Source organism: Thetidibacter halocola (assembly GCF_018224955.1).
In the GTDB taxonomy this organism is placed as follows: Bacteria; Pseudomonadota; Alphaproteobacteria; order Rhodobacterales; family Rhodobacteraceae; genus Thetidibacter; species Thetidibacter halocola.
In genome coordinates, this window is the sequence record NZ_JAGTUU010000004.1 from 333,788 (window position 1) to 350,816 (window position 17,029).

Sequence of the window (17,029 nt, forward strand, 5' to 3'; positions counted from 1 at the left end):
AACTCCGGGGGAGGCTGCCTCAGGCAGCCGGGGGCAGAGCCCCTTTGCCCGCGCAGACCGGGCAATCCGCCCGCGGCTTCAGCGCGATCTTCCGCGTCTCGCCCCAGAGCGCGTCGTAGATCAGCATCTCGCCCCGCAGCGGCTGGCCGGCATCGGCGAGCAGCTTGACCGCCTCGACCGCCATCATCGACCCGATCACGCCAGGCAGCGGCCCGAGAACCCCCGCCTCGGCGCAGGAGGGCGCAAGACCAGGCGCGGGAACTTCGGGGAAGACGCATTGGTAACACGGCCCGCCGCGAGCAGGGTCGAAGACGCTGATCTGCCCTTCCCACTGGCTCAGCGCGCCCGAGATCAGCGGCATGCCCTTCTCGACCGCCACCCGGTTCGACAGGTAGCGCGCGGTGAAATTGTCGGTGCCGTCCAGGACCAGGTCGTAATCGCCGAACAGGCCCCCGGCGATTTCCTCGGTCAGGCGCCGCTTGTAAGGGCGCACGGTGATGTAGGGGTTCAGCGCCTTCATGGCCGCCTCGGCGGAAAAGACCTTGGGCATGCCGATGCGCGCGTCTTGGTGGATGACCTGCCGTTGGAGGTTGCCCGTATCGACCGTGTCGTCGTCGATCACGCCCACCGTGCCGACGCCCGCTGCCGCCAGATAGAGCAGCGCCGGAGAGCCAAGCCCCCCCGCCCCGATGACCAGAACCTTCGCCTGTTTCAGCCGCGCCTGACCCGGGCCGCCCAGTTCGCGCAGGACGATGTGGCGCGCATAGCGCTCCAACTCGCCATCCTGGAACTTGCCGGGGCGCGGGGCGGGGGCCTCGGCAGCCTCCTTGGCCTGCGCCCGGCCGCGCAGCCGCCGCAGCACCAGTGCATAGGCCAGGCCCAGGGCGCCGAAGCCGCCCAGGATCAGCCAAAGCGCCGCGCTGCCGCCTGTCGCCGCGCGCAAGGGGTGGCCAAAGGGCAGCACGACGTGCACCGCCAGGATGACGACATAAAGCAGTCCGATCATGTAGCCGCGCGCCGCCTTGGGCACGCCCATCAGCTGCCCCAGCCCCCAGATCGCGGCGACCAGCCCCAGAACAAGCAGCATCTCAGTCCCTTCCCGTCGATCCGAACCCGCCGTCACCGCGCGCCGAATCCGGCAGCGCCTCAACCTCGTGGAAACTGGCGCGCAATACCGGCGCGACAACCATCTGCGCGATCCGGTCGCCATGAACAATGACAAAGGGCTCGGCCCCGGCGTTCAGCACGATCACCCCCAGCGGTCCGCGATAGTCGCTGTCGATGGTGCCGGGCGCGTTGGGCAGCGTGATCCCGTGTTTCAGTGCAAGGCCGGACCGTGGCCGCACTTGCACCTCGTAGCCCTCGGGGATCGCCAGTCGCAGGCCGGTGGGAACCAGCGCGCGTCCGCCCGGCTCCAGAACGATCCGGCCCCGGTCGGGCAGGTTGGCGCGCAGGTCGGCCCCCGCAGCGCCGTCCGTGGCATAGACCGGCAGCCCCAGGGCGCGGTCCGCACCGTCATCCCATTGAAAGGCGATCTCGATCACGACTGTTTCTTCCTTCGACAATTCCGCCTTTGCGTCCACCCGATCCGCGCGGCCCCGGAGGGCGGGGTGGGCGGGTGGGCGCTCTCCGGGCCGCGCCTATAGCAGCGCCGCCGCAATCCGCTCGGCCAGACGGCGCGCCACGTCGCGCTTGCCCATGCGGGGCCAATCCTCTGCCCCGTCCGCCGAGATCAGGACCACAGCGTTCTCGGACCCACCCATGATGCCCGTCTCGGGGCGCACGTCGTTCGCCACGATCCAGTCACAGCCCTTGCGCACGCGTTTCGCCGTGGCATGGGTCACCACGTCATCCGTCTCGGCGGCGAAGCCCACGACGAGTTGGGGCCGTCCCTCGGCCAGTTGCGAGACCTCGGCCAGGATGTCGGGATTCTCGACGAAGGACAGGCTGGGCAACTTGCCGGCGACCTTCTTGATCTTCGACGCGCCCGCGCCGTCCACCCGCCAGTCCGCGACGGCGGCGGCAAAGACTCCGGCATCGACCGGCAGCGAGGCCATCACCGCCTCGCGCATCTCGCGCGCGGTTTCCACCTCGACCACGGTCACACCGTCAGGGCGCGCCGCCGTGGCCGGGCCGGTCACAAAGATCACCTCGGCGCCGAGGTCGCGCAGGCTTTCGGCAATCGCCGTGCCCTGCGCGCCGGAGGACCGGTTGGCAATGTATCGCACCGGGTCGATGGGTTCGTGCGTGGGGCCGGACGTGACAAGCACGCGCTTGTCCTTCAACGGCCCGTCCGTCAGCGCCGCCTTGATCGCCGCTACGATCTCCAGCGGCTCGGCCATGCGGCCCGGCCCGTATTCGCCGCAGGCCATGTCGCCCTCGTTGGGGCCGACCACGCGCACCCCGTCGAATTTCAGCGTGGCGAGGTTGCGCTGCGTCGCGGGATGGTCCCACATCCGCACGTTCATCGCCGGCGCGATCATCACGGGCGTGTCCGTCGCCATCAGCAGGGTCGAGGCGAGGTCATTCGCATGGCCGCCCGCCATCTTGGCCATCAGGTCGGCCGTCGCCGGGGCCACGACCACGAGGTCGGCGACGCGGGACAGCTGGATATGGCCCATCTCGGCCTCGTCGGTCAGGTCGAAGAGGTCGGTATAGACCTTTTCCCCGGCCAGCGCCGACACGCTCAGCGGTGTCACGAACTCGGTCGCTGCCCGCGTCAGGACCGGCGTCACGCTTGCGCCGCGTTCGCGCAGGCGGCGGATCAGGTCGAGGCCCTTGTATGCCGCGATCCCGCCCCCGATGATCAGCAATATCCGCTTGCCCGCCAGCATCGCCGCCTCCCGTTTTCGCGCGCCAGAATGGGCGCGACGCGAAAGCCTTACAACCCGAAACTGCCGAAGGGAATGTAGCGCACCAAGTCGCCCGGCTCGATCTGCGCCGCGCCGTCGCCGATCTCGACCAGCCCTTCGGCCCAGCTGAGACCCGAGACCCGCCCCGACCCTTCGGAACGGAACACTTCGGCCCGCCCGTCGCGGATGCGCGCGCGCAGGTATTCGCGGCGGCCCGGCTTCTTGCGCTTGGTGAAGGCGGCCGGAACGGTGAACCCCAGAGGTTCGGCCCACCCGCTGCCCGACAGGACGCCCATGGCGGGCCGCGCGAAGACCAGCGTGCAGGTAAAGGCCGCGACCGGGTTGCCCGGCAGGCCGAAAACCGGCACGCCCTGCCAGAGGCCCAGCGCCAGCGGCCGCCCGGGTTTCAGCGCGATGCGCCATTCCTGCATCGCCCCCGCCTCGCGCAGCAGGGCCGAGACGTGATCCTCGTCCCCGGCCGAGGCGCCACCCGAGGTCAGCACCAGGTGAGCCACACTGGCCGCCCGATCCAGCCGGTCGCGCAGCGCCGCGCGGTCGTCGGGGACGCGCCCCATGTCGATGGCCTGAAAGCCGAACCGCTCGATCATCGCCAGCAGCATCGGGCGGTTGGCGTCGAAGATCTGACCCGGACCGGCCTTTGCCCCCGGTTCCACCACCTCGTCGCCGGTGGACAGAACCGCGACACGCAGCCTCTCGTAAACCGGCAACTTCGCCAGCCCCACCGCCGAGGCCAGCGCCAGATCGGCAGGCGTCAGCATCCGGCCGGCGGGCAGCGCCACATCGCCCTCTGCCACGTCCTCGCCGGCGCGGCGGGTGTTGGCGCCGGGCTTGACCGGGCCGCGAAAGGCAACGACGCCCTCGCCCACGGCGCAATCCTCGTCCAGCACGACCGTATCGACGCCCTTGGGCAAGGCCGCGCCGGTCAGGACCCGGATAGCGTGACCGGCAGGCACCACGCCGTCAAACGGCACGCCCGCCGCTGAACGGCCCACGACCAGCGGCAATACTTGGTCGCCCTCGCCCGTGGCGGACGCGGCAAAGCCATAGCCGTCGACCGCCGTGTTCGGCTGCGGCGGGTTCGACCGGGTCGCAACCACGTCCGCGGCCAGAACCCGACCCGCCGCCTGCTGCAACGGCACTGTCTCTTGTCCCACTACCGGATGCAGGCGGTCCCGCAGCATGGCCAGCGCCTGATCGACCGGCGTCCAGTCAACGCCGGGCGGCAGGGCGAAACAGTCGTTCTTGAGCGGGGGCGGTTTCAGCGGCACAGCGTCACTCCGGTCAAGTTGTGAAGGTCCGTCTCAAAGCCCAACCCGAGGATCCATCCCTCTTCCGGGGCATCGACTGCCAGCATGGCAGCGAGACGCGCAGGATCAAGCCCCGCCAGCACCCCTGCCATCAGCCGCACCTGCACCGCGTCGCGGATATCGCCCGGCCCGGTCGCCGCGCGCACCGCCGTGTTGACCAGCGATGGCCAGATTTCGACGAAGGTCACGGGACGGTCGAGCGGCTCGAAGGGCCAGATCGCGATACAGTCGGGAAAGGCGGCGCGCACCCGGTCCAGCACCGGCAGGCCCATCAGCACCTGCGAACCGACCGCCCCGGCACCTGCCAGTTGCCAGCAAGTGAAGGCACCCTTGGCGCGCGCTTCGCAGGCGCGTCGGTCGGGAAATGGGTTGGCATAGCCCGACTTGGTGCGCGGCAAGCCGCCGATATCCCGCTTGAGGCCGTTGCCCCAGAACGGCCCGCGCCCCGCGCCCAGCGCGCGGTTGATATCGCCCGCCACGTCAAAGCGGTTGTTCTCTTTCGGCGCATCCTCGATCCGCCCGGCCAGCCAGCGCCAGACTGCCAGCGGATCGTCCCGGCCGGTCAGCGCGCGGGCAAATCCCGCCGGATAGCCAAAGGGAAAGTCGAAGCCGATCAGCAGCCGTTCGCCCGCAATCAGCGCTTGCTCGATCCGGTCAGAGAGCGCCGCCTCGGCCAGCATGCGGTTGCGCATGTAGCGGGCGGAATCCCCCTCGCCGATCCAGATCGCATCCTTGCGCGGGCGCGGGCCGGCGTCGTTGCCGCCCGACCAATCGACCATCACAAAGCGGTCAACCCTCACAGGCCCACTTCGCGCAGGATGAAATCCGCCACCGCCTTCGTGTCGTTCAGATCGAAAACCGGGCGGTCCAGGTCCAGCGGCGAGTCCGAGGCCACGGCCCGGATCGTGGGATCGCCCGGCGCGATCAGCGGGTTGCCGGTTTCGGCGCGCCAGGCCTCGACCTTGGGGTGGGTGTCGCGCTTGTAGCCCTCGATCAGCACCAGGTCGACCGGGTCGAGCCGTGTCAGCAGCTCGGACAGGGGCGGCTCATCCCCACCGCGCAGTTCGGTCATCAGCGCCCAGCGGTTGCGCGACGACAGCATGACCTGCCGCGCCCCTGCGCTGCGGTGGCGATAGGAGTCGCGGCCCGGATGATCCACGTCGAAGGTGTGATGCGCGTGCTTGACGGTGGACACGCTGAAGCCCCGCCCGGTGATCTCGTGTACCAGCCGTTCCATCAGCCCGGTCTTGCCCGCGTTCTTCCAGCCGGTGACGCCGTAGACTCTCATGTCATTCCTTCCGCCCGGGCGAGATCCTCGGGCGTGTTCACGTTGAAGAAGGGATCACACGCATCGGTCGGGAACACGCATTCGCGCCCGCCATGCGGCTCTGTCCAGAGCACGACCTTGCGCAACCCGCCCTCCAACGCGGCGCGCAGGTCGTCGCGGAGCGCCACTGGCCAGAGGCCGAAGGTCGGATGCCGGATCAACCCGGATCGGGATTTGCTGCGCGTCTCTGCCTCACCCTTGGTGGCGGCGAGGACCAGCGGGTGCGTCTGTCCGTGCGACGCCTCGACTAGGCGCGCCACGAGGTCTGCGGGAAAGAAAGGCGTGTCCCCCGCGACGGTGACGATCGCCTCGGCCCCCTGCCCCGCCGCCCAGTCGAGCCCCGCGAGGACCCCCGCCAGCGGCCCCGGAAAGCCGCCGATGCTGTCGGGGATCACCGGCAGGCCGAAGGTGGCAAAGCGCGCCGGATCACCATTGGCGTTCAGCGCCATCGCCCCAACCTGCGGCGCCAGCCGCTCGGTCACATGGGACAGCAGCGGTCGGCCGTTCAGGCGCAACAGCGCCTTGTCGCCGCCGCCCATCCGGGTCGCCAGCCCGCCGGCGAGGATCACGCCCAGCGGCCTCATGGCTTTCTCCGGTCGTGCTTGTAGGCGGTGGGCATCAGGTCGCGCATGGGAATGGTGACGAAATCGCCCTCGCCCGGGACAGCCACCAAGGCATGCGGCGCGTAATCTAGCATCAGTTCGCGGCAGGGACCGCAAGGCGGGATGACCTCGCCGCGGCGGTTCACGGCGGCGCAGAACACCACCCGGTCGTCCGGGTCGGCGGCCATCGCCATGCCCAGCGCGACGGGTTCGGCGCAGACCGAGGCACGCGGCAACGTGCTGTCGAGGTTCACGCCCATGTAGCGCGCGCCCGAGGCCGTCAGCACCACCGAGGCTACCGAATGCCAGTCGCCCCGGTGCCGCGCCGCGATGAAGCGGCGGGCCTCGGCCACGGCCTCGGCATGGGAGGGGTCAAGGCGAAGGGGCGCGGTCATTCGGCGCTTTTCCTTCGGTGCTTGCGGTCCTCGTCGGCCACGCTGTCGGGATCGGCGTCGCGCACCAGCCGTTCCTCGCCCGACAGGCAGACGAACCGCTTGCCGCGCATCCGGCCGATGCAGGTCAGCCCCACCTGCCGAGCGATTTCCACCCCCCACGCGGTGAAGCCCGAGCGCGACGCCAGAACCGGAATGCCCATCAGCGCCGTCTTGATGACCATCTCGGATGTCAGCCGGCCGGTGGTATACAGGATCTTGTCATCGGCTCCGACGCCCTCGGACAGCATCCATCCGGCGATCTTGTCCACCGCGTTGTGACGGCCCACATCCTCCATGTAGACCAGCGGGCGATCCTGCTGACACAGCACGGTGCCGTGGATCGCCCCGGCCTCGAGATACAGCGACGGCGTGGTGTTGATGACATGCGCAAGGCTGTAAAGCCACGAGGTCCGCACCGGCGTCGCCGGCAGGGTCAGCCCCTCGAGCCCCTCCATCATGTCGCCAAAGACGGTCCCCACGGCGCAACCGCTGGTCCGGGTCTTCTTCTTGACCTTCTCCTCGTAGGTGGTCTGCGAGGCGGTCCGCACCACGACCACCTCCAACTCCTCGTCATAGTCGACTCCGGTGATCTCCTCACCCGGACGCAACATGCCCTGGTTCTTGAGGAACCCGAGCGCGAGATACTCCGGGTAATCGCCGATGGTCATCGCCGTCACGATCTCCTGGCTGTTCAGGTAGATCGTCAGGGGGCGTTCCTCGACCACGGAAATCTCGACTGCGGCACCGGTCTGGTCGGTGCCCGCGACCGCACGGGTCAGGCGGGGCGCTGCCGGGTCTGGGGCGATCAGGTAGGGCGATTGCATCCGCTCTCTGCCTTGGCTAGGGGTGTCGGGCTTTTCCATCGGAGTGCAAGTCATGGCGTCCAGCAGCGTGATGTCAAGCTATCGACGCGGCGTGCGGGACGGTTTGCCCTTCCTGCTGATCGTGATCCCATTCGCCACGCTCTTCGGCGTGGTGGCGACCGAGGCCGGTCTCAGCGTGTTCGAGACGCTGTCCTTCTCGGTCGTGGTGATCGCGGGGGCGGCGCAATTCACCGCGCTGTCGCTGCTGACCGAACAGGCGCCGGTGCTGATCGTGCTGATCTCGGCGCTGGCGGTGAACCTGCGGCTGGCGATGTATTCCGCCTCGCTCACCCCCTACCTGGGCGCGCTGCCGATGTGGAAGCGGGCGGTGACAGCGTATTTCCTGGTGGACCAGACCTATGCTGGATCGGTTCTGGAATACGAGAAACGCCCCGGGATGAGCGTGGCCGAACGCTGGGCCTATTTCATGGGGATCGCGACACCGATCTGCCCGCCCTGGTATGCCGCCACGGTCGCGGGCGCCTGGGCTGGCGCGGCGATCCCGCCCGAGGCGGGGCTGGATTTCGCCCTGCCCATCGCCTTTCTCGCCATGATCGGCCCGGCGCTGCGCACGCCGGCGCACCGCATCGCGGCGCTGGTCTCGACGGTGCTGGCGCTGGCCTTCGCCTTTGTGCCCTACAATCTCGGACTGATCATCGGGGGCTTGGGCGGCATGATCGCCGGTGCCGAGGCGGAACGGCGCGGGCTGGGCTTTCCCCTGTTCACGGAGCGGAGCAAATGATCGCCGATAGCGACCTGTGGATCGTGATCTTCGGGCTTGGGCTGGGCAGTTTCGGCCTGCGCTTTCTGTTCCTGGGGCTGGTCGGCGACCGCGCCCTGCCGGAATGGATGCTGCGCCACCTGCGCTACACGGCGGTGGCAATCCTGCCCGCGCTGGTGGCGCCGCTGGTCGTCTGGCCGCCCGCCACCGGCGGACAGACCGACCCGCTGCGACTGGTGGCGGCAATCGCCACGCTGGCGGTTGGCGCCGTCACGAAATCGGTCTTTGCCGCCATGGGCACTGGCGCGGTGGTGATGCTGGCGGGCGCCTACTGGCCCGCCTGATCCCGGGTTCGCAGCCGCTGTTCCAGTTCCGCGATGGCGATGGCCTTGTCGTCACTGTCGTTCTCGTAAAGCTTGCGCTCTGTCACACCGGGAAGAGTGGCGAACTGATCGGCCAGCTTGTTCGGGAACAGCACCCGGCTGATCGAGCCGAAGCCCGGCAGTTGTTGCAGGATCGCCGAGGTCGCCGTCGTGCAGGCCGCGGGCGCCACCGAGCCGTTCTGCTGAACCAGGCGCAACGCCAGTTCGGCGGTCGCGGCGGGCACCTCGATATGCTGGATGCGGACGTGGTAGGTCTCGCGCGCGTGGGCGCTTTCGTAGAAACGCTCGATCGTGGGCGTCACGCCGTAGAGAACGTCGCCGATCTCTGGCACGCCGGCAAAACGGACGCTTCCCGCCGGATCGAAGATCACCCGTTGCGAGCCGTTGACCATGATGCTGGTATGCGCACCCGATCCGGACCGGTTGTTGATCATCGTGTACAGCGTGATCGCGGGCGGGCCGTCATGGCGATAGGTCGCTGCCGCGGCCTCTTCCGGGGTCGAATCCGGGCCGTTTTGAGGGCCGCCGGCACAGCCGGACAGGGCGACGGCCACGGCGAGCGCCGCGGCAAGGCCGAAAATACGCATGCTTTCGGGATCAGGAGTTGAAGATCGCGAGGAAGATGACGGCGCAGAGGATCACGATCACCGCGCGGATGACGAAGTTGATGAAACCCTCGAAGGTCTTTTCCTGCGTGGTGATGTCCATCGAGCCGTGCTTGTGTTCAGCCATCGTCAAAGGTCCTGTTCGTTGCGTTTCCCAGCGGGGTTAGCGCATTTTACCCGGTCTGTCACGCTGGCAAAGCGGAAGAAATGCCGCAGTCACGCTCCTTTCGCAGCCTTGCCGAGGCGGCTTGCCAGGCGAAAGCCGATGCGGCGCGGGGCGTCCTCCTCGGGGGCTTTCGGCATGGCGCGCAGCACGACGCTGAGCTGCGTGACATGCTGGATCAGCTGCACCCGCGCGCCGTCTTCGTCGGTGCCGAAGAAAGTCACGATGTCGGGATCGAAGAAACCCAGCCCCTCGATCTGGACGATTCCGGCATCGCTGCCGGCAAAACCCATGGCGACCTCGTGCTGATTGTCGAGCTGCGATTCGAACTCCTGGATGTAGACCACCAGCCGCTCATAGGCCCATTCGGCGGGGCTCTTGTCCTCGATGTTCACGGCCTCGACGGGGTCGCCTGCTTCTTCGGGGGCGTCGGCATGGACGGCGCTCTTGCGCGGAGTGTCCTTGGCCTTGGTCTTTTTCGCCATCGCGGATCGTTCCTCAGACGGGCAGCGCCGTCGTTTCCTTGATTTCTTCCATCACGAAGCTGGCCGAGATGTCGGTCAGCGGCACCCGCGCGATCAGGCGCTTGTAGAAGGCATCATAGGCCGGAACGTCGGCGACGCGAACCCGCAGCATGTAATCCAGCTCGCCGGTCATGCGGTAGGCGCCGGTGACCTCGGGCATGGCCCGCACCGCGCCCTGGAAGCGGTCCATCCAGCCGGGATCGTGGCTGGCGGCGCGCAACATCACCACCACGTCCAGCGGGCAGCCGAGGCTGTCCGGGTCGGCCAGCACGACACGGCCACGGATCACCCCCGCCTCCTCCATCATGCGGATGCGCCGCCAGCAGGCATTGCGCGACAGCGCCACCCTTTCGGCAATGTCGTCGGCGGTCAGCGAGGCATCCCGCTGCAGCAGGCGCAGGATGGCGCGGTCGAAATCGTCAATTTTTCTGTCCATAATGGGATTTCATCCCAAAAAATCGATATACGCAAGGAAATTTGGGATTTCTGCACAGAGGGCTTGGGCGATAACGGCGATACAGGACAGGAAAGGACACGCCATGACCGACATCACCCCGCCCCGCACCCAGCAGACGCTTCTGGCGCGCATCTTCCTTGCCCACCCGGAATCGGTCGGCGAGGGCTATTTCGATCACATGAAGGTCGCGCTGCATTTCTGGTTCTGGCTGAGTGTCGCCGCCGGTGCCGCGCTGGTGCATGCCCTTGTTCCCGCCCTGTGCGAGAAGACCGCCAGCACCATCGTCCGCCGCCTGCATGACCGCATGACGCGGCGCGTGCCGCACTAGGTCAGGTCGCCTGCCACAGCCACGCGCCGTCCTCGCGGCGGGTCCGCGTGGCGCGGCCCTCGTGCCAGAGATGCAGGCAATGGGCCATCGCCTCGACCAGGGCGAGACCGTATTCAGCGTCGCCGATGCTGCGCTTGAACAGCGGGGCAAAGCATTCGGCCGCCGTGTGCGGCTGCGCCAGGTGCGCCGCCAGCCGGTCGAGCGCGCCGTGGTGATTGTCGACCAGCTGCCGCATCCGCGAGGGCAGCCCGGTGAAAGGCAGCTTGTGCCCGCCCAGCACCAGGTGATCCTCGCGCCCCAGCCCCGAGAGCCGCTCGCAGGATTCGAGCCAGTCGGCCACCGGATCGGCCTGCGGCTCTGTGGCATAGACGCCGAGATTCGAACTGATCGAAGGCAGGATCTGGTCGCCCGCCAGCACCAGGGTGCAGTCGCGCGACCAAAGCGTGGCGTGTTCCGGCGCGTGGCCGTTGCCGACATGCACATCCCAGTCCCGCCCGCCGGCGCGGATCGTGTCGCCCTGCCGGATCCGGGTGAATCCCAGCGGCATCGGCCAGACCATGTCGGCAAAGTTGAACGGGCGTTCGTTCATCCGCTGATCGAGGATCGCGGGCGCCATGCCGCAGGACCGCCAATAATCGACGGTTTCCGGCGCGGGTCGATCCTGAACGTCCAGTTGCAGCATCCGCGCGAACAGCCACGCGGTGCGCGTCGTGACCAGTTCGGCGCCCTGCTGCTGAAACCAGCCCGCAAGGCCCACGTGGTCGGGGTGGTGATGGGTGACGATTACCCGGCGCACCGGCTTGCCCTTCAACGGACCGGCCAGCGCGGTCTCCCAGATCGCGCGGCTTTTCCTAGTAGAAAAGCCGGTATCGACCAGCGTCCAGCCATCGCCATCGTCCAGCGCATAGACGTTGACGTGATCCAGCTTCATCGGCAGCGGCTGGCGCAGCCAGAGCACGCCCTCGGCCAATTCGACCGCCTCGCCCGGGGCGGGGGGCGAGTCGAACGGATAGCGGATCGGGCCGCGCGCGCCGTCCATCAGGCGGCCAGATCGTCGGGCGTGATCTCCATCAACCCATCCGAGCCGGCGCGGGCATGGGCCAGCAGACCCACATGCTCGGGCAGCAACCGCGTGATGTAGAAGGCCGCCAGCCGCGAGGCCGCGCTGTCGGGCCGTGCCACAGCAGCGCGCAGGTGGAAATGCGCCCCCAGCACCCGGGCAAAGCCCCGCAGGAAGGGCACAGCCACGGCGAACCGGTCGGCCATGTCGCTTGCCACCAGCGCCTCGACCGTTTCGCGCAGCGTCTCGGCGGCCTGCCAAACCGGCTCTGCCAGCGCGGGATGGGTGGCACGGGCGGTCTCGGCAAAGCTCTCGATCTCGTCCAGCAGGCGGAAGGCGGCCTCGCCCCCGTCCATCAGCTTGCGCCCGACCAGATCCATCGCCTGGATGCCATTGGTGCCCTCGTAGATCGCGGTCACGCGCACGTCGCGCAGATACTGCGCCGCGCCGGTTTCCTCGACATAGCCCATGCCGCCATGCACCTGCACACCAAGGCTCGCCACGTCGATGCCGGTATCGGTGCCAAAGGCCTTGGCGATGGGCGTCAGCAGCGCGGCGCGGGCCTTCCACTCGGGATCATCGGTGGCGTTGCCCATGTCGATGGACACCGCCAGGGACAGCGCGATGGCGCGCGCGGCAAAGGTCTCGGCCTTCATCGTGGCCAGCATCCGGCGCACGTCGGCATGGCCGATGATCGTACCTTCGGGGCTGCGCCCCTGCTTGCGGTCCTGCGCATAGGCCAGCGCGTGCTGATACGCGCCCTCGGCCACACCGATGCCCTGCACACCGACGCCCAGACGCGCGTTGTTCATCATGGTGAACATGGCGCGCATGCCGTCATGCTGCTCGCCCACCAGCCAGCCGGTCGCCCCCTCGTAGGCCATGACGCAGGTCGCGCTGCCATGCAGGCCCATCTTGTGCTCCAGGCTGACGACCTTGAGGCTGTTGGCCACGCCCGGGTTGCCCTGCGCGTCGGGGATGAATTTCGGCACGAGGAACAGGCTGATCCCCTTGGTGCCCGGCGCCGCGCCCGGCAAACGCGCCAGCACGAGATGGCAGACATTGCCCGAGAAATCGTTGTCACCCCAGCTGATATAGATCTTCTGGCCGGTGATCGCATAGGTGCCGTCGCCGTTCGGCTCGGCCTTCGACGTCAGCGCACCCACGTCGGACCCGGCCTGAGGCTCGGTCAGGTTCATCGTGCCGCACCATTCGCCGCTGACCAGTTTCGGCAGGTAGATCGCCTTGAGCTCGTCGCTGGCGTGATGCTCGAGCGCCTCGATCTGGCCCTGGGTCATCAGCGGGTTCAGTTGCAGCGCGAGGCAGGCCGCGCTCATCATGTCGTTGACGCAGGTCGTTACCGCCATCGGCAGGCCCATGCCGCCATGCTCCGGGTCCGCCGCGATGGCGACCCAGCCACCCTCGGCGATCGCCCTGTAGCCCTCGGCAAAGCCCCTGGACGTGCGCACCACGCCATTCTCCAGCCGGGCGGGGTCGGTGTCGCCGTTGCGCTGCAAGGGCGCCAGCACCTCTTCGCACATCTTGCCTGCTTCACCGAGGATCGCGTCGACCATGTCGGGCGTGGCTTCGGCGAATCGGTCGGTTGCGGTGACCTGGGCAAAGTCGACCACGTCGTTCAGGATCAGGCGATAGTCGTCGAGCGGTGCGCGAAAGGGCATTGTCGTCTCCGTCTGGCTTGGCAAGCGGCCATGGCTTTAGTAGCAGAACTTCGCATAGGCTAGCCATGCCCGCCATGGCGGCAACCGAAACGCGGCGTCACGGGGGACCGGCGCATGAGCGCAGATGCGATGAAGCCGAAAGGCGCCGAACGGCTGCGACCCGACGCGGCGGGCCTGTCCCGCGCGGCGGCAATCCTGCGCGGCGGTGGGCTGGTCGCCTTTCCGACAGAGACGGTCTATGGCCTGGGCGCGGATGCCTGCAACGACGATGCGGTTGCCGCGATCTTCGACGCCAAGGGGCGGCCGAACTTCAACCCGCTGATCGTGCACGTGGCCGACATGGAGGCCGCAAAGACGCTGGTTCTTTGGAATGTCGAGGCGGAACTGGTGGCGCGGGCCTTCTGGCCCGGGCCGCTGACGCTGGTGCTGCCGCTGCGCGACGATGCGCCGGTCTCGTCGCTGGTCACGGCCGGCCTGCCGACGCTGGCGGTGCGAGTTCCGGCGGCGCCCGTGGCGCGTGACCTGCTGGCGGCCTTCGGTGGACCGGTGGCCGCGCCCTCAGCCAACCGCTCGGGCCAGATCAGCCCGACCCGCGCCGCGCATGTGATCGAGGGGCTGGGCGACCGGGTGGACGCGGTGCTGGATGGCGGGCCGTGTTCGGTGGGCGTCGAATCGACGATCCTGGGCTTGTATGGCCACCCGACCCTGCTGCGCCCCGGCGGCGTTACCGAGGAAACCCTGGAAAAGCTGCTGGGCCGCAGGCTGGCCGAACGCCACCCGTCCGAGGCGATCTCGGCCCCCGGCCAGCTGCGCTCGCATTACGCGCCGCAGGCCAGCGTCCGGCTGAACGCAACCGACTGGGAGCCGGGCGAGGCGCGGCTTGGCTTTGGCGACGTGCCCTGCGACGTGAACCTGTCGCCCTCGGGCGACCTGGAAGAGGCAGCGGCCAACCTGTTCGACGCGCTGCACCGGCTGGATGCCACCGGCGCAGAGGTCATCGCCGTCTCGCCGATCCCGCATGTGGGCGTGGGCGTGGCCATCAACGACCGGCTCAGCCGGGCGGCGGCGGAACGCTAGGGCGTCAGGCCCGACCGCCCTCGGCCGACAGCGCCAGCGCCGCGACGCCCAGCGATTCAAGCGCGGCCTCCCACTTGGCGGGATCGGGCAGGTCGAAGATCAGCCGTGGCACGCCCTCGCAGACCAGCCAGGCGTTCTGCGCCAGCTCTTCCTCCAACTGGCCGGCCCCCCAGCCGGCATAGCCCAGCATCAACAGCCAGCGCTCTGGTCCGCGCCCGGCGGCGATGTCCTCGAGTACGTCCAGCGTGGCGGTCATCTGCACGTCCTCGCGCACCGAGAGAGTGGTCGAGGCCGCGCGGTAATCGGCCGAATGCAGCACGAATCCGCGCCCCATCTCTACCGGGCCACCGAAATGGATGCGCACCCGCGACAGGTCGGCGGCAGGGTCGATCTGCAATTGCGACAGCAGCGTGGGCATGTCCAGATCGGCGCTGGGCTTGTTCACCACCAGGCCCATGGCCCCCTCGGAGGAGTGGTCGCACATGAACACGACCGCGTGTTCGAAGCGCGGATCGCCCATGCCCGGCATGGCGATCAGCATCCGTCCGGTCAGGTCGGTCACGGTGGCGGCGTCGCCTTGCGTCATGTCTGGACCTCTCTCGCCATAAGCCGAGAATGGCGACCGTTACACCGCCTTGCAAGGGCCGCCGCCGTGGCAAAGACGCCACCTGACACATGGGGTCGCCGGAATGTGACTTTCCATTTCAGTCGACAGTCGCCATTTCCGGTCCCATGACGATACTTCGCACCCTTGCCCTGAGCCTTGCCCTGCTGTTGCCCGGCACCGCCTTTGCCGACAGCTCGGACGTGATCCGCGCCGAGCTGCGCCCCGGCTGGCGCCTGCCCGATGGCAGCCACTGGGCGGCGCTGCACCTGGTTCTGGAACCGGGATGGAAGACCTACTGGCGCGCGCCGGGCGATGCGGGCATCCCGCCGGAATTCGACTGGCGCGGCACGACCGGGGTCAGCGGCGTCGCGGTGCACTGGCCCGCGCCGCATGTCTTCTTCCAGTCCGGGATGCGGTCGGTCGGCTACCAGAACGAGGTGGTGCTGCCGCTGCGCGTGACGCTGGACGGCAGCGGCGACGCCCGGCTGCGCGGGGTCATCGACCTAGGCGTCTGCATGGACATTTGCCTGCCGCAGCGCGTCCGCGTCGACGTGGCCCTGCCAAACGCCACGAAACCCGACCCGGTGATCGCCGCCGCGCTGGCCGACCAGCCCTTGAGCGCGCAGGAGGCCGGGGTCGGCGCCGTGCGCTGCACCGTATCACCCGAGGCGAAAGGTCTGCGGCTGCGCGCCGAGATCCCCGCCCCGAGCGGACGCTGGCAGGCCGTGATCGAGACCGCCGATCCGGCCGTCTGGGTGGCAGAGCCCGAGACGCATCGCGAGAACGCGACGCTGGTGGCCGAAGCGCGGATGCGGCACATGTCGGGAGGCGCCTTTGCGCTGGACCGTTCCGGCATCCGCATCACGCTACTGGGCGACGGCACCGCGATCGACATTCGCGGTTGCAAGGGCTGACGCCTCAGACCAACGCCATGAAACGCGGCCAGGCCTTGGGGTCGGCAACGGTCTTGTCCCGGCAAAATGCGTTGCAGAAGCCGAAGATGCGGCCCTCCATCGCCATCAGGTGCGTGACGGGCTTGCCCGAATAGGGGCAGGCGTCGTTTTCCGGCGTGCCTTGCGCCACCGCACGAGCGAGACGCGGGGCCGGACCCGGCCATGGCCGGGTCGACAGATCCTTGGCATAGCGCGCAAGAACCGCGCCCGAGGCAAAGCCCATCGCCCGCCAGCGGCGGAACTCCGGGTCGGCGATATGCGCCGCGACATACGCCTGCGCATCCTCGGACACCGCTAGGTCATAGGTGGCAATCCTTGCCGCCACGGGGGCAAAGAACACATCCGCCGCCGTATAGGCCCCGAACAGCCACGGGCCTGAGGCAGCGAACCGCTCGCGCGCAAAGGCCCAAACCGATTCGATCCGCGCCAGGTCGGCCAGCACAGCCTCGGACGGCTGGAACCCCGAATGCGCCACGCGCAGGTTCATCGGGCAGTCGCGCCGCAGCGCGCTGAAGCCGGAATGCATCTCGGCGGCAAGGCTGCGCGCGGTCGCCCGGGCGGCGGGATCGGATGGCCACAGTCCGGCCTCGGGGTGGCGGCTGGCCAGTTCCTCGGCCATCGCCAAGCTGTCCCAGATCACGGCACCTTCGGGCGTGCGGGCACAGGGGACGGTGCGCGCGGGCTCCATCCCCGGCAACTGGTCGGCCACCGCGCCGGTGTCGAAATCGACCAGACGCGTCTCGCAGCCGATGCCGAACCGCGCGAACAGCATCCAGCCGCGCAATGACCAGCTGGAATAGGTCCGATCCCCGATGAACAACGTATAACTCATGTGTGCCCTCCTGGTGACAGGGACAGACTAACGGCGGTCAGGCCCGCGCGGAAATCAGATTTCTTGCGGTCGGCCATCGCGAAATGGCTTGATCGACATGGACATCCGCCGTTTGCGAAACATTTTTTCAGATTTTTCGGATCCCGAGTGATCCGGTCGCCGTTTGCCTGCGTAAACACAGTCAAGAGCCACAAAGAAAATGGCTGTGGAAACAGACCTGCTGGGGAGCGACTT

22 protein-coding genes are annotated in these 17,029 nt (G+C 68.3%); 5 read left to right on the forward strand and 17 right to left on the reverse strand.

What is annotated here, in order from left to right; genetic code table 11:
* Positions 1-19: 19 nt before the first annotated feature.
* The 9 genes from KB874_RS11600 to KB874_RS11640 all read right to left on the reverse strand — a co-directional run bounded on the left by KB874_RS11600 (position 20) and on the right by KB874_RS11640 (position 7,367).
* Positions 20-1,087 (reverse strand): HesA/MoeB/ThiF family protein, encoded by a 1,068-nt coding sequence (locus KB874_RS11600; protein ID WP_212536702.1) that lies wholly within the window; start codon positions 1,085-1,087, stop codon positions 20-22.
* 1 nt (position 1,088) lies between these two features.
* Entirely contained in the window at positions 1,089-1,541 is a 453-nt protein-coding gene (gene dut / locus KB874_RS11605) for a dUTP diphosphatase (protein WP_428849247.1), read from the reverse strand.
* Between the two features lie 99 nt (positions 1,542-1,640).
* Positions 1,641-2,834 (reverse strand): bifunctional phosphopantothenoylcysteine decarboxylase/phosphopantothenate--cysteine ligase CoaBC, encoded by a 1,194-nt coding sequence (gene coaBC, locus KB874_RS11610; RefSeq protein WP_212536704.1) that lies wholly within the window; start codon positions 2,832-2,834, stop codon positions 1,641-1,643.
* A 47-nt stretch (positions 2,835-2,881) separates the two neighbouring features.
* Positions 2,882-4,141 (reverse strand): molybdopterin-binding protein, encoded by a 1,260-nt coding sequence (locus KB874_RS11615; protein WP_212536705.1) that lies wholly within the window; start codon positions 4,139-4,141, stop codon positions 2,882-2,884.
* A complete protein-coding gene (locus tag KB874_RS11620; RefSeq protein ID WP_346346540.1) occupies positions 4,132-4,980 on the reverse strand; it encodes a molybdopterin guanine dinucleotide synthesis in 849 nt (282 codons plus the stop codon). The genes KB874_RS11615 and KB874_RS11620 overlap by 10 nt, the downstream gene beginning before the upstream one ends.
* Positions 4,977-5,468: a molybdopterin-guanine dinucleotide biosynthesis protein B gene (gene mobB, locus KB874_RS11625; RefSeq protein ID WP_212536706.1), complete on the reverse strand. Its 492-nt coding sequence runs from the start codon at positions 5,466-5,468 to the stop codon at positions 4,977-4,979. Before mobB ends, KB874_RS11620 begins: the two co-directional genes overlap by 4 nt.
* Positions 5,465-6,091, reverse strand: coding sequence for a molybdenum cofactor guanylyltransferase MobA (gene mobA / locus KB874_RS11630; protein WP_212536707.1), 627 nt, complete (start codon positions 6,089-6,091; stop codon positions 5,465-5,467). Before mobA ends, mobB begins: the two co-directional genes overlap by 4 nt.
* Positions 6,088-6,504: a cytidine/deoxycytidylate deaminase family protein gene (locus KB874_RS11635; protein WP_212536708.1), complete on the reverse strand. Its 417-nt coding sequence runs from the start codon at positions 6,502-6,504 to the stop codon at positions 6,088-6,090. The genes mobA and KB874_RS11635 overlap by 4 nt, the downstream gene beginning before the upstream one ends.
* A complete protein-coding gene (locus KB874_RS11640; protein WP_212536709.1) occupies positions 6,501-7,367 on the reverse strand; it encodes a formate dehydrogenase accessory sulfurtransferase FdhD in 867 nt (288 codons plus the stop codon). Before KB874_RS11640 ends, KB874_RS11635 begins: the two co-directional genes overlap by 4 nt.
* A 52-nt stretch (positions 7,368-7,419) precedes the next feature.
* Here KB874_RS11640 and KB874_RS11645 point away from each other — a divergent pair, with 52 nt between their 5' ends.
* Both KB874_RS11645 and KB874_RS11650 read left to right on the forward strand, forming a co-directional pair.
* Positions 7,420-8,148, forward strand: a complete 729-nt coding sequence (locus KB874_RS11645; protein WP_212536710.1) for an AzlC family ABC transporter permease — start codon at positions 7,420-7,422, stop codon at positions 8,146-8,148.
* Positions 8,145-8,471: an AzlD domain-containing protein gene (locus KB874_RS11650; protein ID WP_212536711.1), complete on the forward strand. Its 327-nt coding sequence runs from the start codon at positions 8,145-8,147 to the stop codon at positions 8,469-8,471. Before KB874_RS11645 ends, KB874_RS11650 begins: the two co-directional genes overlap by 4 nt.
* On the opposite strand, the gene KB874_RS11655 is transcribed toward KB874_RS11650, so the two are convergent.
* The 4 genes from KB874_RS11655 to KB874_RS11670 all read right to left on the reverse strand — a co-directional run bounded on the left by KB874_RS11655 (position 8,456) and on the right by KB874_RS11670 (position 10,238).
* Positions 8,456-9,097, reverse strand: a complete 642-nt coding sequence (locus KB874_RS11655) for a hypothetical protein (RefSeq protein ID WP_212536712.1) — start codon at positions 9,095-9,097, stop codon at positions 8,456-8,458. The two genes, KB874_RS11650 and KB874_RS11655, sit on opposite strands and share 16 nt — an antisense overlap.
* 10 nt (positions 9,098-9,107) lie before the next feature.
* On the reverse strand, positions 9,108-9,242 hold the full coding sequence (locus tag KB874_RS11660) for an aa3-type cytochrome c oxidase subunit IV (RefSeq protein WP_212536713.1): 135 nt from the start codon (positions 9,240-9,242) through the stop codon (positions 9,108-9,110).
* Between the two features lie 89 nt (positions 9,243-9,331).
* Positions 9,332-9,763, reverse strand: a complete 432-nt coding sequence (locus KB874_RS11665) for a DUF6173 family protein (protein ID WP_212536714.1) — start codon at positions 9,761-9,763, stop codon at positions 9,332-9,334.
* A gap of 13 nt (positions 9,764-9,776) precedes the next feature.
* Positions 9,777-10,238 (reverse strand): Lrp/AsnC family transcriptional regulator, encoded by a 462-nt coding sequence (locus tag KB874_RS11670; protein WP_212536715.1) that lies wholly within the window; start codon positions 10,236-10,238, stop codon positions 9,777-9,779.
* A gap of 103 nt (positions 10,239-10,341) precedes the next feature.
* Here KB874_RS11670 and KB874_RS11675 point away from each other — a divergent pair, with 103 nt between their 5' ends.
* Positions 10,342-10,587, forward strand: a complete 246-nt coding sequence (locus KB874_RS11675; protein WP_212536716.1) for a DUF6356 family protein — start codon at positions 10,342-10,344, stop codon at positions 10,585-10,587.
* A 1-nt stretch (position 10,588) separates the two neighbouring features.
* Here the strand turns inward: KB874_RS11675 and KB874_RS11680 are convergent, their stop codons facing one another.
* A complete protein-coding gene (locus KB874_RS11680; protein ID WP_212536717.1) occupies positions 10,589-11,626 on the reverse strand; it encodes an MBL fold metallo-hydrolase in 1,038 nt (345 codons plus the stop codon).
* The gene (locus KB874_RS11685; RefSeq protein WP_212536718.1) at positions 11,626-13,326 is read right to left on the reverse strand and encodes an acyl-CoA dehydrogenase; all 1,701 of its coding nucleotides are present in this window, start codon (positions 13,324-13,326) and stop codon (positions 11,626-11,628) included. The genes KB874_RS11680 and KB874_RS11685 overlap by 1 nt, the downstream gene beginning before the upstream one ends.
* A 114-nt stretch (positions 13,327-13,440) precedes the next feature.
* On the opposite strand from KB874_RS11685, the gene KB874_RS11690 reads away from it, so the two are divergent.
* Positions 13,441-14,403 (forward strand): L-threonylcarbamoyladenylate synthase, encoded by a 963-nt coding sequence (locus tag KB874_RS11690; RefSeq protein ID WP_249200422.1) that lies wholly within the window; start codon positions 13,441-13,443, stop codon positions 14,401-14,403.
* A 4-nt stretch (positions 14,404-14,407) separates the two neighbouring features.
* Here KB874_RS11690 and KB874_RS11695 read toward each other — a convergent pair whose 3' ends face one another.
* Complete coding sequence (locus tag KB874_RS11695) at positions 14,408-14,989, reverse strand: YqgE/AlgH family protein (RefSeq protein ID WP_212536719.1); 582 nt, start codon at positions 14,987-14,989, stop codon at positions 14,408-14,410.
* A 146-nt stretch (positions 14,990-15,135) separates the two neighbouring features.
* On the opposite strand from KB874_RS11695, the gene KB874_RS11700 reads away from it, so the two are divergent.
* The gene (locus KB874_RS11700; protein ID WP_212536720.1) at positions 15,136-15,924 is read left to right on the forward strand and encodes a protein-disulfide reductase DsbD domain-containing protein; all 789 of its coding nucleotides are present in this window, start codon (positions 15,136-15,138) and stop codon (positions 15,922-15,924) included.
* 4 nt (positions 15,925-15,928) lie between these two features.
* On the opposite strand, the gene KB874_RS11705 is transcribed toward KB874_RS11700, so the two are convergent.
* Positions 15,929-16,795 (reverse strand): glutathione S-transferase, encoded by an 867-nt coding sequence (locus KB874_RS11705; RefSeq protein ID WP_212536721.1) that lies wholly within the window; start codon positions 16,793-16,795, stop codon positions 15,929-15,931.
* Between the last annotated feature and the right edge of the window lie 234 nt (positions 16,796-17,029).